Origin of the sequence: Massilia sp. DJPM01 (assembly GCF_030348125.1) — a bacterium.
GTDB lineage: Bacteria > Pseudomonadota > Gammaproteobacteria > Burkholderiales > Burkholderiaceae_D > Telluria_A > Telluria_A frigida.
Map to the genome: position 1 here is coordinate 1 of NZ_JAQOZV010000038.1, position 18,719 is coordinate 18,719.

14 protein-coding genes are annotated in these 18,719 nt (G+C 64.4%); 6 read left to right on the plus strand and 8 right to left on the minus strand.

Going from position 1 to position 18,719, the window contains the following annotated elements; genetic code table 11:
* Positions 1 to 256 precede the first annotated feature (256 nt).
* The 3 genes from PO883_RS22030 to PO883_RS22040 form a co-directional block, all read right to left on the minus strand.
* The gene (locus PO883_RS22030) at positions 257 to 1,033 is read right to left on the minus strand and encodes an XrtA-associated tyrosine autokinase (RefSeq protein ID WP_289311649.1); all 777 of its coding nucleotides are present in this window, start codon (positions 1,031 to 1,033) and stop codon (positions 257 to 259) included.
* Between the two features lie 15 nt (positions 1,034 to 1,048).
* The gene (locus tag PO883_RS22035; protein WP_289311650.1) at positions 1,049 to 2,578 is read right to left on the minus strand and encodes an XrtA system polysaccharide chain length determinant; all 1,530 of its coding nucleotides are present in this window, start codon (positions 2,576 to 2,578) and stop codon (positions 1,049 to 1,051) included.
* A gap of 360 nt (positions 2,579 to 2,938) precedes the next feature.
* Positions 2,939 to 3,880 (minus strand): EDSAP-1 family PEP-CTERM protein, encoded by a 942-nt coding sequence (locus PO883_RS22040; protein WP_289311651.1) that lies wholly within the window; start codon positions 3,878 to 3,880, stop codon positions 2,939 to 2,941.
* 307 nt (positions 3,881 to 4,187) lie between these two features.
* Between PO883_RS22040 and PO883_RS22045 the strand changes: the two genes are divergently transcribed.
* A complete protein-coding gene (locus PO883_RS22045) occupies positions 4,188 to 4,955 on the plus strand; it encodes a long-chain N-acyl amino acid synthase (protein ID WP_289311652.1) in 768 nt (255 codons plus the stop codon).
* Positions 4,942 to 6,633, plus strand: a complete 1,692-nt coding sequence (locus PO883_RS22050; protein ID WP_289311653.1) for an FAD-binding oxidoreductase — start codon at positions 4,942 to 4,944, stop codon at positions 6,631 to 6,633. Before PO883_RS22045 ends, PO883_RS22050 begins: the two co-directional genes overlap by 14 nt.
* A gap of 391 nt (positions 6,634 to 7,024) precedes the next feature.
* On the opposite strand, the gene prsT is transcribed toward PO883_RS22050, so the two are convergent.
* A complete protein-coding gene (prsT, locus tag PO883_RS22055) occupies positions 7,025 to 9,808 on the minus strand; it encodes an XrtA/PEP-CTERM system TPR-repeat protein PrsT (protein ID WP_289311654.1) in 2,784 nt (927 codons plus the stop codon).
* A gap of 192 nt (positions 9,809 to 10,000) precedes the next feature.
* On the opposite strand from prsT, the gene PO883_RS22060 reads away from it, so the two are divergent.
* Both PO883_RS22060 and PO883_RS22065 read left to right on the plus strand, forming a co-directional pair.
* Positions 10,001 to 10,150: a hypothetical protein gene (locus tag PO883_RS22060; RefSeq protein WP_289311655.1), complete on the plus strand. Its 150-nt coding sequence runs from the start codon at positions 10,001 to 10,003 to the stop codon at positions 10,148 to 10,150.
* A gap of 30 nt (positions 10,151 to 10,180) precedes the next feature.
* Complete coding sequence (locus PO883_RS22065) at positions 10,181 to 11,239, plus strand: SDR family oxidoreductase (protein ID WP_289311656.1); 1,059 nt, start codon at positions 10,181 to 10,183, stop codon at positions 11,237 to 11,239.
* A 619-nt stretch (positions 11,240 to 11,858) separates the two neighbouring features.
* On the opposite strand, the gene PO883_RS22070 is transcribed toward PO883_RS22065, so the two are convergent.
* From PO883_RS22070 to PO883_RS22080, 3 genes are read right to left on the minus strand one after another with little or no spacing between them, the layout of a single operon-like run.
* Positions 11,859 to 13,238, minus strand: a complete 1,380-nt coding sequence (locus PO883_RS22070; RefSeq protein WP_289311657.1) for a SpoVR family protein — start codon at positions 13,236 to 13,238, stop codon at positions 11,859 to 11,861.
* The gene (locus PO883_RS22075; RefSeq protein WP_289311658.1) at positions 13,235 to 14,404 is read right to left on the minus strand and encodes a DUF444 family protein; all 1,170 of its coding nucleotides are present in this window, start codon (positions 14,402 to 14,404) and stop codon (positions 13,235 to 13,237) included. The genes PO883_RS22070 and PO883_RS22075 overlap by 4 nt, the downstream gene beginning before the upstream one ends.
* Positions 14,405 to 14,424: 20 nt before the next feature.
* Positions 14,425 to 16,389 (minus strand): serine protein kinase, encoded by a 1,965-nt coding sequence (locus PO883_RS22080; RefSeq protein WP_289311659.1) that lies wholly within the window; start codon positions 16,387 to 16,389, stop codon positions 14,425 to 14,427.
* Positions 16,390 to 16,625: 236 nt separating this feature from the next.
* Between PO883_RS22080 and PO883_RS22085 the strand changes: the two genes are divergently transcribed.
* Both PO883_RS22085 and PO883_RS22090 read left to right on the plus strand, forming a co-directional pair.
* Entirely contained in the window at positions 16,626 to 17,129 is a 504-nt protein-coding gene (locus PO883_RS22085; protein WP_289311660.1) for a pyridoxamine 5'-phosphate oxidase family protein, read from the plus strand.
* A gap of 14 nt (positions 17,130 to 17,143) precedes the next feature.
* Positions 17,144 to 18,376 carry a DUF445 domain-containing protein gene (locus PO883_RS22090; protein ID WP_289311661.1) on the plus strand — a complete coding sequence of 411 codons (1,233 nt, stop codon included), beginning with the start codon at positions 17,144 to 17,146 and terminating at the stop codon, positions 18,374 to 18,376.
* A 33-nt stretch (positions 18,377 to 18,409) separates the two neighbouring features.
* Here the strand turns inward: PO883_RS22090 and PO883_RS22095 are convergent, their stop codons facing one another.
* Positions 18,410 to 18,718 (minus strand): hypothetical protein, encoded by a 309-nt coding sequence (locus tag PO883_RS22095; RefSeq protein WP_289311662.1) that lies wholly within the window; start codon positions 18,716 to 18,718, stop codon positions 18,410 to 18,412.
* Between the last annotated feature and the right edge of the window lies 1 nt (position 18,719).

Consider the following 18,719-nt stretch of genomic DNA (forward strand, 5'->3'; position numbering starts at 1 on the left):
ATAATCCTTGAGGCAGACGATGGCGTGCCGGTAGCGCTCCGGCGGCATGTGCCTGATCAGGTTGATCAAGCCGTTTTCGAGGCCGCCGATGTCGAGCTGGTGGATCAGGTGCACCACCAGACGGGGTGGTTCGAGGGATGTTGTCATGGTCGACTCCGCAAACGTTAATCGGGCGAACGGGGAGAATCCGGGCGGGCTGCGCGGCACGGGGCGGGTCCGGGTGCCGCGCAGCCCGCCCCGTGCTTGCCAGGGCCCGCTAGTCGTAATAGCCGTGGTAGTGCTCGCCGGGGAAGGCGCGCGCCTTGTTGCAGATCAGGTCGACGCGGGCGCAGTTGTCGAGCCGCGCCAGCGCTTCCTTGACCTGGCGCTGGGTGGTGGTCTCGGACTCGACCACCATGACTACCTGGCCCATCTGCGACGCCAGCACCCCTGCCTCGGTGGTCAGCAGCAGCGGCGGAGAATCGAAGATGACGATCCGGTCCGGGTAGCGGCTGGCGATTTCCGATAGCAGCTGGCTCATCGCGTGGCTGGCCAGCAATTCGGTGGCGTGCTTGTTGTTGCGCCCCGCCGGCAGCAGGCTCAGGGTCGGGATGTTGGTCTTGAGGATCACTTCCGCCAGGCTCAGTTCATTTCCCAGCAAGATATCCATCAAGCCCAGTCCGGGCGCCAGGCCCAGCACCCGCAGCACCGAGGGGCGCGCCACGTCGGCGTCGATCAGCAGCACCGTGTGGTCTTTTTCCATGGCGATGCTCATCGCCAGGTTGATCGCGCAGTAAGTCTTGCCTTCGCCCGGCAGGGCGCTGGTGACGACGATCAGGTTGCCATGCCGCACGCCGCCCGAGACCGCCGCGCGCGCGTTGCGCAGCAAGGGCCGCTTGATGATGCGGAAATCCTCGGCCACGCTGGTGCGCCCGCCATCGTGGGTGACCATGCCCATCTGGTGCAGACGCGCCAGGTTGATGTCGACCTCGCGCGCCGGCTCGGCCGGGTAGCCATCGGCGGGCGCGGCGCCCGCGGTGAGGGAACTGTCCACGTTGTACTCCCTGGCTTACGCCGTGAAAAATCCGGACGCCATGACCGCGCCGTACACGCCCAGCAAGGCGCTGAAGGCCAGGCCGAGCAGGTACTGGCCGCGCCGCAGCTTGCGCCGTTCGGCATCGGTCCAGCTCATCGAGACCGTGCCGATCACGTTCAGCCCGGTGATTTCGCGCAGCGCGCTGGGGCTGACGAAGGTCGGACGGACTTGGCTGATCAGGAGCGCCACGCCCAGCCCGGCGGCGAGCGCCATGGCCAGCACGCCGCTGTAAAACAGGCGGCGGTTGGGACCGCTCGGGGCGACCGGCATGGTGGGCGGATCGATGATGCGGAAGGTCATCATTTCGGTCGAGGAACTCAGGTCGCCCGACAGCTTGGCCGACTCGCGCCGCGCGATCAGCTTTTCATAGTTATCCTTGTTGATGTCATAGTCGCGGTTGAGCTGGGCCAGCTGCGATTCGACTTCGGGCACCGCGTTGCTCTGTTCCTGCAGGCGGTCGTGGCGCACGCTGTATTCGTGCACGCGCACGCGCATGGCGGCCACTTTGGCGTCCGCTTCGGTCAGGGCCACCTTGAGCTGCTGCAGCATGGGGCTGTAGAAGCGGCCCGGGTCGCCGTCGCGCTCGGCCTGCTTGCTTTCCTCGATCTTGCGCGCTTCGAGCTGGGCCAGCAGGCGGCGCGCGCCGATCACGTCGGGGTGCAGGTCGGTGTATTGCAGGCGCAGGGTGTCGAGATTCTTGTTGATGGCGGCCATGCGCGCATCGATGTCGGGATTGACGATGCTGCGCGCGCGCGCGGACGTGCCGGCCGGCTGCGGATCGCCGTTGATGCGCGCCTGGATCGCCAGGCGCGCCTGTTCGGCCTCCAGCAGGTCGATGCGGGCGGTGCTCAGGGCATCGCTGGAGATGGCCATCTGGGCGCTGTAATCGACGCCCTGGCGCGGCAGCAGGGCGCTGTTGCGCAGCTTGAATTCCTTGACCGTGTTTTCGGCAGCCACCAGGCGCTGCTCGTAATTCCTGATCTGCTCGTCGATGAAACGGATGGCTTGCTGCGAATCGCCCTTCTTGCCCTTGAAGCTGCCTTCGAGGAAGATGGTCAGCAGCGATTGCACCACGTCGTGCACCTGCTTCGGCTTGTCGCCGGCATAGGTGATCGAATAGATATCGTTGGTGCTGGTGCCGGTGATCTTCAGGCGCGCGGCCAGCTCCTCGACCTGGCTTTCGCGCTGGCGCGGGGTGGTGGCGTCGACGTCGAGGTCGACCATGCGCAGCACACGCTCCAGGTTCGGGCGGCTAAGCAGGGTGCGGCTCATGATCGACACTTGCTGTTGCACATTGGGGATGCTGGTCATGCCCGCCATCAGCGGCTTGAGGATGCTCTGGGTATCGACGAACACGCGCGCCGAACTCTGGTAATTGTTCGGCAGGCGCGCCACCACCACCCAGCCGACGCTCGCCACCACCCACATGAGGCCGACGGCGAGCCAGCGATATTTCCAGATGCCCCTTGCATGCAGCAGCAGCTGGCTGATGAAGTCCTCCATATCGTGTGGGTCTCCGTAAGTCGGGCAGCGATGGGAAGGGCGACTGCCAGCTTCACTACGCCTTCGATTATATGTCTGAGGAAACAGTAAGATTCCGCTGATCACGGACGCGTTGATTCGCGTCAAGCGCAGCAACAGCGGGGGCGCGCGCCACGCTGGAGCCAAAAAAACAGCCCGGTCAGGCGCGCTCCTGACCGGAAAAATGCAGGCTGCCAATGAGCCGTGCATCAGGGTCCCCGCCGGGCGTCCGGCGCCCGCATCCCCGGCCGGCGCGGACGGCGCAGCAGCGGTTGCAGACCCTGCAATGGCTTCGGACCAGCAAGCCATCTTCTTCTTGTTTGCATCTTGCCCAGCCCCGGCCTATTTGCGGCGGCGTGCCAGCAGCGACATGCCGAGCAGGCCCAAACCGAAGATCGCCAGGCTGCCCGGTTCCGGCACCGCCACGGTATTTTGCAAGGCATTGGCGAGGGTGGTCTGGTTGATGGTCAGCTGGTAGGTATCGAACTGGTTGAGCCAGGGCGTGACCGCCGAGAAGCTCATCGTGCCCGGGTTATAGGTCGACATGCCGGGGAAGCTGTCGGTGCGGCTGACATTGCCCATGCTGTTCAGTTCGCCAGGCTGATAGGCGAACACCAGTTGCCCGGTGGTGATGTTCATGATGTTCATGCTCCACGACAGGCGTGCGATGGCATTGGTGTCCATGCCGGCGCCGCTGCTGGCATATGCCTGGGTAAAGGGCGTGCCGTCGAAGGCGACGGTCATGGTCTCGCCCACGCCGAGGGTGAAGTTGAAGGCGCTCGAGGTGCCGACGTCGGAATCGCCGGCGGCCTCGCCATCGGTGCCCAGAGAGGCATCGGCGCGCGTTTCGGCGCGCACCCCGGCCTGCTTGATACCGATGGTCATGGCATTGCCGGTCATGTTCTGGTCGGCGTAGCCGAAGGTGCCCGGCACCGGTGGCGGACCGGAAAAGGCGGTGAAGTTGTTTTCGGCACGCGGTGCGTTGGGCAAGCCGACGAACTGGTGCGCCACGTCCGGCGTGGTGCCGCTGAGGATGGCGCGGTTTTGCGGCATGGCGGCCGACACCATGTTGTTGAGGGAAGCGGTGGCGTGGGCCGAGTTGGTGCCGTCGAGCATGGTGAAATCGGTCGACTTGAAGGCGGCACCGCTGGAATGAAGCAGACGGAAATTGTCGACCACGAGGACGGCCTGGGCAAATGCATCGGCGCGCGCACCGTTCATGGCGGCCAGGCAAAGGCCGGCAATCGCCGCGTTTTTCAACAGTGATGTCGGGACTGGTTTCATAGTTAACTCTCCGGTGGGGATGAAGTGGGGTAGCGTCGACAGCTTGCGGCGCCGCCGTGTCCACGCTGTATGCAGCAAGCGTGCCAGCGCGTTTTTCTTCATGAAATCACGGGCTTGCGAATTTCATCTCGGCAGCTGCGTGGGTGCGTGGCGGGCATGCCAAAAATCCCGACGAGGCGAGTTTGTCCCAGAACAATGGTGTGCGCAACAGCGTGAACTTCCGTATGGATGGCCCTGTCTGACCTGTACAAACTTTGCGCGCGGGCCGGCAGGCGGACTGCGCGATCACGCGGAAGGAAAGAGAACCATGTTTCAAGACGAGCTACCGATTGCAACGTTCGAGATGCCGGCGGGCTTACGCGAGCCGGGCGGAGGGGTCGCCACGGCGACCGAGCCCGAGCCGGGCCAGGCGATGCAGGCATTTCATATCCGCCTGGCCAATTTAGCGGGACGGCGCGAAGCGGCCAGCCTGCTGATCCGCAAAATGTACGGCTGGCGCGGCTATGCCGTCGAGCCCAGCCTGCACCACGACCCCAACAAGGTAACGCTGTACGCCGAGACGGGCGGGATGCTGGTCGGGACCATGAGCTTGTGCCTGGACAGCGAATTCGGCCTGCCGGCCGATGACAATTTTCGCGACAAGCTCGACTTGCTGCGCAGCCAGGGACGGCGCCTGTGCGAGCCGTCGCGCCTGGCGATCGACAAGGGCGTGAACAAGCGCGTGTTCGCCTCGCTGATCCACATCTCGTATCTGTATTCGCACAGGCTGCAAGGTTTCAGCGACTACGTGATCGAGGTCAATCCGCGCCACGTCATGTTTTACAAGCGCATGCTGGGCTTCAGCGACTTTGGCGGTGAACGTCCGTGCCACCGGGTCGGCGCGCCGGCCGTGCTGCTTCGCCTGCCCTTGACGGAGATGGGCGAACAGATCCGCAAATGGGGCGGCCTGATGGAGCAGCATGGCGAGGAACGCTCTTTCTATCCGTATTTTTTCCCGGAGCATGACGAGGCGGGCATCACGGCGCGCCTGAACGGCGGGTACCAGGCCGGCGGAGGGCGCGATGCGTATTATTGAGGAGCAAAAATTCCGACACGAAGCGCCCGACCCGGGGTGGCGGCGCGGCGTGCTGGCGGCGCTGCGCGCCATTGTCGGCGCCAGCCATGCCAGCGACGATCCTGCCGCGCTGCGGCGTTACAGGTGCAGCACGGCCGCGCGCGCCAGCACGCCGCTGGCGGTGGTGCACCCGGGTTCGCAGGCCGAGGTGGTGGCGCTGGTGCGGCTGGCCGGGGAGCGCGGCTTGCCGCTGTATCCGCTCAGCACCGGGCGCAACTGGGGCTATGGCGACGCCTGCGCGGTCGGCGACGCCCAGCTCATCGTCGACCTGGGCAGGATGAACCGCATCGTCGAGGTCGATGCCGAGCTTGGCTACGCCGTCATCGAGCCGGGCGTGACCCAGCAGCAGTTGTCGGATTATTTGAGCAGCGAACAGCTGGACTGGTGGATCGATTGCACCGGCGCCGGACCCGACACCAGCTTCATGGGCAATATTTTGGAACGCGGCTTCGGACACTCGCCTTACGGCAACCGGCTGCAGCACGTGTCCGGCATGCAAGTCGTGCTGGCCAGCGGCGAGGTGCTGGCGACCGGCTTCGGCCACTATCCACAGGCGCGCGCGACCCATTTGTTTCCCTACGGCGTGGGACCGTTCCTGGACGGGATGTTCACGCAGTCGAATTTCGGCATCGTCACGCGCATCGGTATCTGGCTGCAGCCCGCCGCCGATTGCGTGAACCATTTTCTGTGCACGGTGTCTGAACATGAAGAGATCGGCCCTGTGGTCGACGCACTGCGTCCCCTGCGCATGAACGGTACCTTGCGCAGCATTGTTCATATCGGCAACGACATGCGCGTCATTTCCGGCGGCCGGGTGTTTCCCCGGACAGAGGCGCCAGGCCAGTCATGCCTGCCGCCGGGGCTACGTAGCACCTTGCGCGAGGCGGCGGCGATTGGCGCATGGACGGTGTCGGGGGCGCTGCATGGGAGCGCCGCGCAGGTGGCGGCTGCGCGTGCGGCCATCCGGGCGGCATTGCGCGGCACGCGCGCACGGACGGCATTCTTGAGCGAACGCAAGCTGCGCTGGGGCGGCCTGCTGGCCAGCGTGCTGGGTGCGTCGCGGGCCGGTTTGCGTTTGCGCGCGCAGCTTGGCCTGGGCGAGGCGCTGTTCGCCATGAACCGTGGCAAGCCGAATGGGCGCTTCCTCGCGGGCGCGTACTGGCGTCGGCGCGCGGCGCTGCCGGGCAGCTTTCCGCACAAGGCCGATCCGGCGCAGGATAACTGCGGCATGTTCTGGATCTCGCCGGTACTGCCGATGCGCGGGCAGGATGTGCTGGACTTGCATGCGCTGGTCGAGCCGCTGTTTGCCGCGCACGGGTTTGATTTGTTCGTCACGTTCAGCATGATCAATGAACGGGCACTCGGCGCCGTGCTGACGATTGCCTATGACAAGGAGGATGCGGCCGAGGTGGCGCGCGCCAGGGAGTGTTACCAGGCGGTGTTCGACAGCGTGATGGAGGCTGGCTACATTCCTTATCGGGTCGGCAACCAGTCGATGGCAGCGCTTGATCCGGCTGGCGATGTGTACTGGAAAACGGTGGCACGGATCAAGGCGGCGCTTGATCCGGCAGGGATGATTGCGCCCGGACGCTACGAGCCCGGCCGCGCGAAGGGGTTGGTGGCGGGTGGCGCGGGCTGAACGGCGTGCGTGCCCTCGCACAGGGAATGATTCAAGCTGCCGACGGCGGCGATTCAAGCTGCCGACGGCGGCGCGTATTCGAACGATGAGTAGCGGCGGCACATTGCGGTTTTGCGGCGCGGAGTTGGCGAATCGGCTGTGTCAGCACATGACGCCAGGTGGAAACGCGTAACAGAAAACATAAACTGTCGGCTTGGCGGCGAGGCGGGCTGGAAAGGAGTTGATTGCTGCGCGCTGGCGTTGCGGGTGCAGAGACAAGCCCGGCCGGAACAGTTGCCCGCTCCGGGCGTCTTCGATCGCCACGGTCGCGTGGCGCAGCGTATGGCGCCCGGCTGGGGGCCGTCCTGATGCCATCGAACGGTTGCCAGGCGTTGCCGCGCACGGTCCACACTTACAGCGTGCGCAGCAAGGCAGCCGCCTGTTCGTGATGCGCCGAACGCTGCGGTTGCGCCAGCAAGCGTTCCAGCTCGCGCCGCGCAGCCCGTTTGTCGCCCGAGCGCGCGAGCGCGGTGCCGAGGTGGAAGTGAATATTGCCGGCTGCGGGCGCGAGGCCGCTGGCTTTTCGCAGCAGGGGTAGCGCGCTGGCGAGATTGCCGCGCTCGGCGTGGATCCAGCCCAGCGTATCGAGCACGGCGGGATTGCCCGGCGCCAGCGCGTGGGCCCGTTCGGCGTAGGCTTGCGCGCGGCTATCGCCGCTCTGCTGGCAGGCCCAGGCAAGGTCGTTGAGCGCGATGATGTTGTCCGGCTCGACCTTGAGCACGGCTTCCAGATGGCCGATGGCCGCCTTGTAGTCGCTTGCGACCAGCTTGCTGCTGGCATAGTACAGGCGCGCCGGTACATCGGCTGGCTGGTCGCGGAACCAGCGGGCCATGCGGGCGTCGGCGTCGGCGGGGCGGCCGAGTTTGTTCAGGGCGCCGTGAATCTGGATCAGCAGCGCGCCATCGGCCTTGCGCTCGAAGGCGCGTTCCCAGGCTGCGAGCGCGGCGGCGTGCTGGCCCTGGGCGGCGAGCAGGTCGCCTTCGAGCTTGTATCCGTTGGCGGAGTCCGGTTTGCGCTGCTGCACATCGCGCGCCAGCGTGCGGGCTTCGGTAAATTTCCGTTGCCTGATGAGGATGTTGAGCATGGTCATCTGTGCATCGAATAGCGTCGGGTCGATGGCGAGCGATTGGCGCAGGGAGGCGAGGGCGGCGTCGTCGTCGCCCCGTTCCAGTTGCAGGCTTGCCATTCGGACCAGTGGCGTGGGCGAGGCCGGGGCCAGTGCCGCAAGGCGTGCATAGGCGTCGAGTGCCGCGCCCAGGTCCTGGTTGAGCACGTAAACCTGCGCCAGCATGGCGGTCGCCTCCGGACTGGCGGGATTGGCCGTTTCCAGCGTGCGCGCCAGTTGCAGCGCTTTGGCTTTGTCGCCCGCCCGTGCATACAGATCGGCCAGGCGCAGCGCCAGTGGCAGGGCGTCGGGTTCGGCCTGACGGGCGCGTTCGAGCCAGGTGACGGCCTCGGCAATTCTGCCCTCGCGTTGCGCCAGTGCGGCCAGCGCTTCGAGCAGCGCGCGGTTGCGCGGTGCCTTGGCCAGCGCCGTTTCGTAGCGTTTGCGGGCATCGGCCGGTTTGCGCTCGTCCAGGTCGAGTTGGGCGAGGTTGGCCAGCGCGGGAAGATACAGCGGTTCGAGCGCCAGGGCGCGGTTAAAGCTGGCGCGCGCCTGGCTGGCGTCGCGGCGCGCCAGATAGATGCCGCCTTTCAGGTTCTGGACCAGCGGATTGTCGTCGCGCCGCTCCATTTCCTGCACTACGGCAAGGGCATTGTCCGGGTCCTTCGCCCGCAGATGGGTCATGACCAGCAAGATGCCGACGCGGGGAGCACTGGCGTCGAGTGTGGCGGCACGTTCCAGTTCGGCGACGGCGCGGCTGGTATCGCCGTTGCCCAAGCGGCTGAGCGCGAGCGAGGTACGCAAGCCGGCGGCCTGGGGTTGCATGGCGCTGGCCTGCTCGAAGAATGTGGTGGCGGCGCCGTACTGGCGCGCGCGCAGCTTGGCTTCGCCGGCCAAGGTCAGCAGTTCAAAATCGTCCGGATGCGCGCCAATCAGCGGGGTGAGCAAGTCGAGCGCGGCCTGGGGTGCATTCGCACGTACCTGCAGCGAACCCATCAGCTTGGTGGCGTATACATGGCCCGGATACGCAGCAAGAAACTTTTGCAGATGCTCTTCGGCCTGGCCGGTCGCGCCCAGCGCCGACTGGACCGCACCAGCCAGCAGAATGGCCGGGTAGTGGTCGGGCGCAACACGCAGTACCTGCTGCACGGCTTCGCGCGATGCCGCCAGTTTTTGCTCGCGGAAGTCGACCATGGCTTCCGCGTAGATGACCGCCAGCGACGCGCCGGCCAGCTTGCGCGCCCCGGCGATGGCCTCGCGCGCGGCACTGAGGCGGCCGGCATCGAGGTGCAGATTGGCCATGTCGAGCCGGGCTTGTACGTTGTACGGACGCTTCGCGAGGATGCGCTGGTGCGCGGCCAACGCCTGATCGGGCTTGCCGGTGGCGCGCAGCAAGTCGGCGTTAAACCGAAGGCAATCGGGATTGTCGGGTTCGACGGCCAGCGCGCGCTGCATCAGCCGGGCCGCGTCGGCGTGCCGGTTGGCGGCCACGGCCATGCGGGCCATGCCGAGCAGGGCGTCGGGCAAGTCGGGATGTAGTGACAGCGCTTGTGCAAACAGCGCCGTGGCCTGGGCGATATCGCCGGACCCCAGCAGGGCGTGGGCACGCAAGGCCAGGACGGCCGGTCGCTGGGCTGGCGGAGCCGCCGGACCGATGTCCGCCAGCAAGCGTTCATACTGCCCCTGCATTAATAGCGCCTGGCCGATGAGCAGGGGCAGTTCGGGCAGCGTCGCGCCCAGGTCGCGCGCGCGCCGCAACTCTTTTTCGGCCGAGGGAGCGTCGCCTTGCTCCAGGTAGACCTCGCCCAGCAGCAGGCGCGCCTGGCGGTCGGCGCTATTTTCTTGCAGCACATTCTTGAGCACAATTACCGCCGCCCGCGCATCCCCCTTGGCGCGAAGCTCCTTTGCCTGCTTCAGCATGGCGGCAGGGTTGGTCTCTTTGCAGCCACCGAGCACGGCGGCGAACAGCAAGGCAACGGCGATGGCAATGGCGGCCACCGGGCGCGGCCACCAGGATAAAGAGCGGGACATGGCATTCTCCTGACGGGCCAGGGCACTGGCATCCCTCTTAGGGTAAGGAGTCGGTACGGCAAGTCTTTGTGCGGGATCAATCTTTTTCGTTTATGCAAATGGCGGTCTGATCAGCATGAAATTGCTGTAAATCAAAATTTGACAGACGGCGCTCCGTAGAATTTCCTTGGACGCCGTTGTGTAGCGGCGGGCGTGGCATTGCTCGACCCGTTTGTGCCAGTGTCGTTGTCGCTGTTGACGCTGTTACCGCTGTGGCCGGTGAAGTTGGCCGATTTTCCGATCATTGGCGCGATGTCGGCCCGGGCCGATGCGATGCCGCAGTACGCTTCAGGCGCGCCATGATGGCGCGACCTGCCCAGTCTGGAGACGTTGATGCTTAGCACCCCCGTAAATAGCCGATATCAACAGGTCCTGACCAGCTTGCGCGAAACGCAGCATCACTGGCTGATCACCGGCGTAGCCGGCTTCGTCGGGTCGAATCTGCTGGAAACCTTGCTGCAGCTGGGCCAGCGCGTCACCGGACTGGACAACCTGATGACCGGCTATCGCGCCAACCTCGCCCAGGTGCGTGCCATGGTGCCGGCGGCGGCGTGGGCCGGGTTCGATTTCATCGAGGGCGATATCCGCTGCCTTGACAGTTGCCGGCGCGCCTGCAAGGGTGTCGATGTCGTGCTGCATCAAGCGGCGCTCGGTTCGGTTGGGCGCTCGATCGCCGATCCGATTCTCACCAGCGACGTCAACCTGATCGGTTTCTTGAACATGCTGGTGGCCGCCCGCGACACCGGCGTGCGGCGCGTCGTGTACGCGGCGTCGAGTGCGACCTATGGCGATCATCCGGGCTTGCCCAAGGTGGAAGACCATATCGGCCGACCGCTGTCGCCCTATGCGCTAACCAAGCACGTCAATGAAGTGTATGCCGAGATGTTCGCGCGCTGCTACGCAACCGATGCGATCGGGCTGCGCTACTTCAATGTGTTCGGCCCGCGCCAGGACCCACGGGGCGAGTACGCGGCCGTCATTCCCCAGTGGTTCGATGCGATGATCCATAACCGCCCGCTGCGCATCAACGGCGATGGCGATAGCAGCCGGGATTTTTGCTTCGTCGACAATGTGGTGCAGGCGAACCTGCTGGCCGGCATGGTGGACGATCCAGCGGCCGTGAACCAGGTCTATAACGTGGCGGTCAACGCGCGCACCAGCCTGAATGAACTGTTCGCGATGATGCGCGCGCTGTTGGCCGAACGCTTCCCGCACATGCAGGACTACCGGCCGGCATATGGTGCTTTCAGGGAGGGCGACGTGCGCCATTCGCAAGCCGATATCTCGAAGGCTGCGCGCCTGCTCGGCTACCAGCCGACGCACCGGCTGGAAGACGGCTTGCACGAAGCGCTGGAATGGTATGTCGCGCATACGGGTGCGCCGCAAACGTAACTGGACTTTCTCGCCGGCCGGCCTGCCGCCGGCATCGATCACTTAGGGTGCGTCTGACTAACCGGCGCGAACAGATTCCATTTCGATACCGTTAATTCGTCGTTCCCGCGCAGGAACGACGGAACAAAGTGCGCTTTTCCCTTGGATTCAATCAGACACACCCTAGCTGCAAGCCTGGTTTGCGGACATATGGAGCCGCGCTGGCCCGGTCGGGCATTGGCCTTGGCGTTCGGACACACGGTCAGGCATTGGCCTTGGCGTTCGGACACACGGTCAGGCACTGGCCTTGGCGTTCGGACACACGGTCAGGCACTGGCCTTGGCGTTCGGACATACGGTCAGGCACTGGCCTTGGCGTTCGGACACACGGACCGGCGCTAGCCGTGGCGTTCGGCACGCAGGCCGATGCTGGCCTTGATGCGGACACACGGAACCGCGCTGGCCTTAGCGTTCGGACACACGGACTGGCGCGGCCCTCGGCGATCGTACACACTCGCCAACACTAGCCGTGGCGTTCGGAACGCCAGCCGATGCTGGCCTTGGTGCGGACACGCGGATCGGCACTGGCCCCAGTGTTTGTCCAAGCACCCGGGGCGTCTGCCGTGACCTGATCACCGTCGTCAAAGTTTGCGCGCCGGCAGCACACGTATCACGCCGCGGAAGTCGACGGTGTGTAATGTTACCGGGCGGCGCCATACCCTCGCTACGTATTGCATCACTTTCTCTGCCTGCGGGAGTTCAAGGCCACGCCCATCGCGCAGGTAATCGTGGTGCAGCGCCAGGGCGCCGTCGGCCCCGACCTGGCTGACCACGATGCATGGCGCGCCATAGTTGAATTTCGGCGCGAGGATCGCTTCGCGGATCTGGTGGATGTCGCGGCTGGCTATCCTGGTATCGCCATCCTGGCGCGTTTCATAGACAAACAGGTCGAGCTTGTCGGCAAGTTCCCTGTCCAGGTAGTTGCGCACGAAGCCGAAGTCGTCTTCCTCGCGGCAAATCCGGCGCGCCTGTTCCAATCCGTGCTTGTCGATGATGTGTTCCCACAGTGAAAAACCGAGGTGGTAGGGATTGAGCGACAGGGCGAGCTGCTGGCCGCTGGCGAACGGACGCACCACATCTGAATGCGATTTGATCGCCGACACGTACAGATCGTGTGGCAGGAAGGTCGCTTCGCGCAGCAGCCGGGCGTGCCAGTATGAAGCCCAGCCTTCATTCATGATCTGGCAGGCATGGATCGGATGGAAATAGTAGGCTTCTTCGCGCACTGCGAGAAAAATGTCGCGTTCCCAGTCCTCCAGGTCGGGGGCATACTGGGCGATGAACCACAGCAGGTCAACCTCGGGCTGCGGCGGCAGCGCCGTGCGTTGCGGCGGATCGTTGCGCGGCGGTTCGGCATGCTCGCCGGGCAGGCGCGCGAAGCGGTCGTGGAAGTGGTTGACCGGGGGACCGGTGCGCGGCGCGACAAATTCGGGATAGCGGGGCCGGTGCAGCGCTTGATCGACGTCGATATGGGTTTCGAGCGCGAGCGCGGCATCGAGCACGGCTTCGACCCGGCCTTGTCCATGCGCGCTGAGCGCACGTTCGAGGCGGCGCGCCCGGGCCGCGCTTTGTTCGAGGATCTGGCCGCCAGCCATGGCCATGAAGCGCGAAAATAGCTGATTGTTCTTGGCAAAATCCGCGTGTCCCAGCACATGCGCGGTCACCAGCGTGTTTTCGGCCAGGGAGTTTTGCTCAAGCATGAACGCATGGCACGGGTCGCCTGGGAACATGACTTCGAAGATCTTCGAATGGCCCATGTGCTGGCGCACCAGCTGGTGAATGTAGCGCACGCCAAAGGACCAGTGCCGCATGCGGACAGGCAAGCCATACACAGCGATCTCAACCATGAAATTGGCGGGCACCAGATCGAAGTTCACGGGATGGAAATCCAGGCCGAGTTCGATGGCGAGCGCTTCCAGGCGCGCGCTGTAGTCCGCAAGGATGGCGCTAGCCTGGCTCATGGCGCTGCCTCCTTGGCCGCGTGCTCGCCTTCGCTGGTAAAGAACTTGCGCAGGGCGCTCCACACATCGTCGGGATTGCTCAGTACGGTGCTGCCGATGGCAACGCCGCGCCGTTCCAGCTCCTTGCACAGCCGCCGCATATCGGTTTCCAGCGCGCGCACCGCTCCGGGAAAAATTTCGATATAGCCGGTGTAGTTCAACACCTTGCCCAGTTCGGTCAGGGCGGTGCTGGCCGCCGCGCGGTCTTCGGAAAAATTTTCGCCATCGGAGGCGTAGAACATATAGAGATTATTCTGGGAAGGGTGGAGCTCGGTACGAATCAGGTCCAGCACCAGCCGAAACGCGCTCGATGCGATCGTGCCGCCCATGCCGGAGACCTGGAAGAACTCGCTTTCGGTGAATTCCCACGCGTGGGTGGTATGGGCGATGAAACGCGTCTCGACCCGGGCGTACTGGCGGCGGATGCCTTGCAGCGCGAAGAAAAAGAAGGATTTGGCGAGCTTGCGTTCGTGTTCGCTCATGCTGGCCGATACATCAAGGACGAACAGGATGGTTGCGCTGGTGCTCGGGCGCAAGCGCGCCACCAGTTGCCGGAAGCGCAGGTCGTCGTTGGTGAAGGGCACCGGATTGGCCTGCACGGCGCGTCGCTTGATCGCTTCCTTGACGGTGCGGCGCCGGTCCAGGCGCGAGCGGGCGCCGCGTTTGTCCCAGCCCTCGCGCACCAATTCCACATCATCGATGCGCGTGCTGTTCCTGGGCTTGAGGTCGGGTAGTTTCAATTCTTCCCACACCCAGTCCATGACCTCGTCGACCGATAATTCGAGCAACAGCTTCACTTCGCCATCCTGCTTGCCGCCTTCGCCCGGCGCGCTGCCATCCCCGGTGTGTGCCGGCGAACCCGGCTGCAGCACATCGCCCGCCTTGCCCACGCCCTGGCCGGCGCCGGTCTGGTTGCGGCCGTCGGCGAGGCGGAAACGGGCATGTTCGAGCAGGCGCACCGGCACCTTGACGGTGCGTTCTTGCGGGCCGGTGATCAGGTCGGGGCCGGCGATGAGCTCGGGCAGGTGATTTTGCACGGCCTCGCGCACCTTGTCGTTGTGGCGCAGCCAATCGCGCGCCCCGCGCGAGAACAGGTCATACCATGCCGTGTTGATTGTCGCCGTCACGCCATTTCTCCCGGGCCCGCTTATTCCTGCGCCAGCAAGGTGGTGACGTAGTTCAGCGCTTCGCGCGCGCTGTGGCTATCGTAGGCGTACTCATCGACCAGCCGTTTTTCGACGGCGGAAATCTTGGTACGGATGTCGTCGTCGGGACGCTTGGCCGAGCTGACCAGCCGCAATACGTCACGCCGTTGTTCGAACAGGTATTGTTGGACCGCGTCGTTCAGCTGCAGATGGCTTTCCAGGCTGAACTTGGTGCCACGCTTGTAGGCGCCCATGGCCTTGCGCACGACTTCCTGCCGGAACGATTGTTTGCCGGACTCTGAAATATGGATCTTTTCCTCCACCGCGCGCAAGAAGCGCTCGTCCGGCCGCCGTTCTTCATTGGTGATGGGGTCCTTGATCTGGCGGTTGTCGAGCATGGCTTCGACCTCATCGAGATATTTGTTGAGCAAATCCTGGGCTTCCTGCTCGAACGACACAAACAGCGCCTTGTGCACGTCTTCCTTGACCCAGCGGTTGTAAAAATCTTTGCGCGTCAGCACCAGATAATCGACCCATTTGCGCTTTTTCTTGGGATCGATGCGGGCATCGCTCTCGATGGCATCTTTTAAGGCCAGCAGCAGGTCCATGGTCGACAGGCTCTTGCGGTTGGACTGGATGATGGCGTTCGACAAGGCATTGATCACGAAGCGGGGCGACACCCCGGCCAAGCCCTCGTCCGGCGCCTTGTCCTTTTCCTTGATACGCCGGACGTCGGCGCGGTTCACCCCGTCGACTTCCTCGTTGGCATGGATGCGCACCTTCCTGACCAGCTCCACCTCCTTGTCGTCGCCATCCTGGATGCGGCTCAGGATGGCGAACACGGCGGCCGCGTGCAGCACGTGGGGGTCGAGGTGCACGTCGCGAAATGCCGGCGCCGCCGAAGAAATGAGTTTTTTGTAAATGCGCGCTTCCTCCTTGTAGTTGAGCGTGTAGGGCACCTGGATGATCACCATGCGGTCGAGCAGCGCTTCGTTTTCGCTCTCTTGCAGGAATTTGCGGAATTCGGCCAGGTTGGTGTGCGCCAGGATGGTTTCGTCGAGGTAGATGAGCGGAAAGCGCGACACCTTGACGTTCTTTTCCTGCGTGAGGGTGAGCAGCAGATACAGGAACTCGCGCTTGACCTTGAGGATTTCGATCATTTCCAGCACGCCGCGGCTGGCCGCGTACACGGCGCCCGACCACGACCAGGCGCGCGGATCGCCTTCGTCGCCGTACTGCGCCACCTTGGACAGGTCGACCGAGCCGACCAAATCGGCCAGATCGGCCGTGGTGGGGTCGTGCGGGGCGTAGGTGCCGATGCCGCTGCGCCCCGCTTCGGACACGAAGAAGCGCTCGACCGGCATCTGCATGAAGTCGCCGCCGTGCTGGTCTTCCAGGCGCGCGCGGCAGTGCGGACAGACTTCACCGCCGATGTCGATGCCGTAGGTATTGCGGCAACTGGCGCGCATGGTGTGCGGCACCAGGTGCAGGGGCGATTCGTGCACCGGGCAGCCGGCGATGCCGTACAGCGCACCGTCGTCGGTGTGGCTGTACTCTTCCAGAGCGCGCTTGAGCAGGATGACCAGGGTCGACTTGCCGCCCGAGGGCGGCCCCAGCAGCAGAAGCAGGCGCCGCCCCACCTCGGAACCGGCGGCGGCCGCCTTGAAGTAACCCACCACCCGGTCGATGGCGTCGTCGATGCCGAACAGGTCGTCGCCGAACAGGCGGCAGCGGAAATGGCCGTCGCCATCGTCGGTGCAAGTGGCGCGGATCATGTCCCAGATGTACTGGTGCGAGCTGCGCGCGACTTGCTGCGGCATGCGTGGCAACACCTGTTCCATGAACTGGGCAAACGTGCCCGACCAGTGACCGGCCCGGTGCTGGCGCGTGAAATCGCCCAGGCTATCGATGAACGAGGCATGCGGATCCTGTGCGGTGGTCACTGGGTCGTCGCCGGAAATACTCACGTTGGCTCCTTGTTGGTCTTTATTCAGTATCAGCGCGCGCTCAAGGCGCAAACTGATACGCATCAATGTGCGTAATTGAACCAATGGGGAGTTTTACGAGCTGATGTGCTGGTGGGAAGCACGGTCCGCTTGCCGCGCCATGCTGCCCAATAAGTTCGCTTGCGCACAGAAGCACTCGGCCGTTGCGATTACGATATAGTTTCTCAATAACCCAGAACAGCGTGAAGGAAGAGCCCATGTCAGCATATAACCACTCCGATCAAGTGGCTGAACTCCGGTCCAAGATCAAGGCGATTCGCTTCGCCATGTTCACGACCGTCAACGAGCAGGGCCGCCTCGTCAGCCGTCCGATGACCAACCAGGAAACCGACAATGACGGCAACCTGTGGTTCTACACCTCCACCGACACCGAATTGTGGGAAGACATCGTGTCGCGCCCGGAAGTGAACATCAGCTTCGCCGAGCCGGACGACCATGTATATGTATCGGTCAGCGGCCGTGCCGAGCGCATTGTTGACCGCGCCAAGATCAAGGCCATGTGGAACCCGGCAGTCCAGGCCTGGTACCCGCACGGCCCGGACGATCCGCATGTCGTGCTGGTGCGGGTGGAGTCGGGCAGCGCCGAATACTGGGATTCCAGCGCCGGCAAGGTAGTCAGCCTGTTCGAGATGGCCAAGGCGGTGCTGACCGGCACCACGCCCGAGGTCGATCCGGGCGAACACGGCAGGATTAATCTCTGAGCCAGCCGCACTCCGTGCACGAAAGCGAGCAGCAGGTCCGGCTGACGCGCATGCGCCGCATCGCCACCGGCCTGCTGGTGGCGATGGCGGTGCTGTTCGTGATCGCGCGCCTGCTCGAGCCGCGCCACGCGCTCTTCGCCTTCGTGGGTGCGTTCGCGGAAGCGGCCATGGTCGGCGCCATTGCCGACTGGTTCGCCGTCACCGCCTTGTTCCGCCATCCGCTGGGCTTGCCCATCCCGCACACCGCCATCATTCCCACGAATAAGGAAAAGATCGGCGAGAATTTGGGCAATTTTCTCGAAACGAATTTCATGAGCTACGATGTGGTGCACGCCGAACTGGTGCGCATCGACTTCGCCGGCTCGGCCGCGCACTGGCTGGCGCAGCCCGCCAACAGCCGCGCCGTGGCCGACCAGGCTGTCAGCGCGGTGCCGATGCTGCTGCGCATGATCGACGACAAGGATGCCGCCGGCTTCCTGCGCGAAGCCCTCTCCGGCGCGCTGGAAGACGTCAAGCTCGCGCCCATCCTGTCCCAGGTCTTGTCGGTGCTGGTGGCCGGGCGCCAGCACCACGTGCTGCTGGAACGCCTGCTCGGGATCGTCGCGGGCGCGCTCGACTCGCATCGCCCTTATATCCGCCAGAAAGTACACGAGCACAGCCCGCGCTGGCTGCCCCGCGCCATCGACGAGAAATTCTACGAGCGCCTGATGGAAGCGGTGCAAAATACCCTGGAGGAAATCCAGGGTGAAGACAGCGAATGGCGCGTGCGTTTCCAGGCCGCTACCGAAGAATTGATCGACAATCTGGCCCATTCGCCCGAGTACGAAGCCAAGTTGCGCGGCTTGCTGGACAGTAGCCTGAGCCATCCGCTGTTCCGTACCTATGTGGGTCAAGTTTGGGAAGACCTGCGCGACCGGTTGCTGGCCGATGCCGGATCGGACAATTCGCAACTATCGGCGCACCTGCAAGCGGCCTTGCAAGCCTTCAGCCGCGCGCTGGAGCGCAATCCGGCGATCCAGCAGCGCATCAACGACTGGCTGCGCACCTTCGCCGCCGAGACCATCGTGGCCAAACGCGAGCTGATCATCGCCCTGGTGCGGCGCGTGATCCGCAGCTGGGATGCGGAAACCATCGCGCGCAAGTTCGAGCTGCATGTCGGGCGCGACCTGCAATATATCCGCATCAACGGTACCATCGTCGGCGGCCTGGTGGGCCTGGCGCTGCATGGTGTGTCGCTGTTGTTTTAACTGGCGCGGGAAGCCCGGCGCCAGCCTTGCCTCTTACTCCGCAACCACGCTGAAGAACACTTCCCCTTCGTAGTTGTCATCCCAGTCGCCGGACCAGTCGCGCAGGCCGAAAATACCGTGCACGATGACCCGGCGCGGCGCCAGCGGATCGATTTCCGTTTCCAGCCGCACTTCCAGATTGCCCAGATGGTGATCGTTGCGCGGTGAGAACGCCGCGTCGAAGCCCGTCAGCAAGGCCGTGGCCTGGGTGACCCCGGTCGGAAAAATGACCTCCGTACTTTCAAGATGCGGGCCTTCGCCACGTTGGCGGTTGAAGGGGATCGTGCCGTTGAGGATTTGCATG

What these genes read in the sequence shown, in the direction of transcription:
- PO883_RS22035 (WP_289311650.1), bottom strand. Translation starts at nt 2,578, where the DNA reads ATGGAGGACTTCATCAGCCAGCTGCTGCTGCATGCAAGGGGCATCTGG.
- PO883_RS22040 (WP_289311651.1), bottom strand. Translation starts at nt 3,880, where the DNA reads ATGAAACCAGTCCCGACATCACTGTTGAAAAACGCGGCGATTGCCGGC.
- PO883_RS22045 (WP_289311652.1), top strand. Translation starts at nt 4,188, where the DNA reads ATGTTTCAAGACGAGCTACCGATTGCAACGTTCGAGATGCCGGCGGGC.
- PO883_RS22050 (WP_289311653.1), top strand. Translation starts at nt 4,942, where the DNA reads ATGCGTATTATTGAGGAGCAAAAATTCCGACACGAAGCGCCCGACCCG.
- prsT (WP_289311654.1), bottom strand. Translation starts at nt 9,808, where the DNA reads ATGTCCCGCTCTTTATCCTGGTGGCCGCGCCCGGTGGCCGCCATTGCC.
- PO883_RS22065 (WP_289311656.1), top strand. Translation starts at nt 10,181, where the DNA reads ATGCTTAGCACCCCCGTAAATAGCCGATATCAACAGGTCCTGACCAGC.
- PO883_RS22070 (WP_289311657.1), bottom strand. Translation starts at nt 13,238, where the DNA reads ATGAGCCAGGCTAGCGCCATCCTTGCGGACTACAGCGCGCGCCTGGAA.
- PO883_RS22085 (WP_289311660.1), top strand. Translation starts at nt 16,626, where the DNA reads ATGTCAGCATATAACCACTCCGATCAAGTGGCTGAACTCCGGTCCAAG.
- PO883_RS22095 (WP_289311662.1), bottom strand. Translation starts at nt 18,718, where the DNA reads ATGCAAATCCTCAACGGCACGATCCCCTTCAACCGCCAACGTGGCGAA.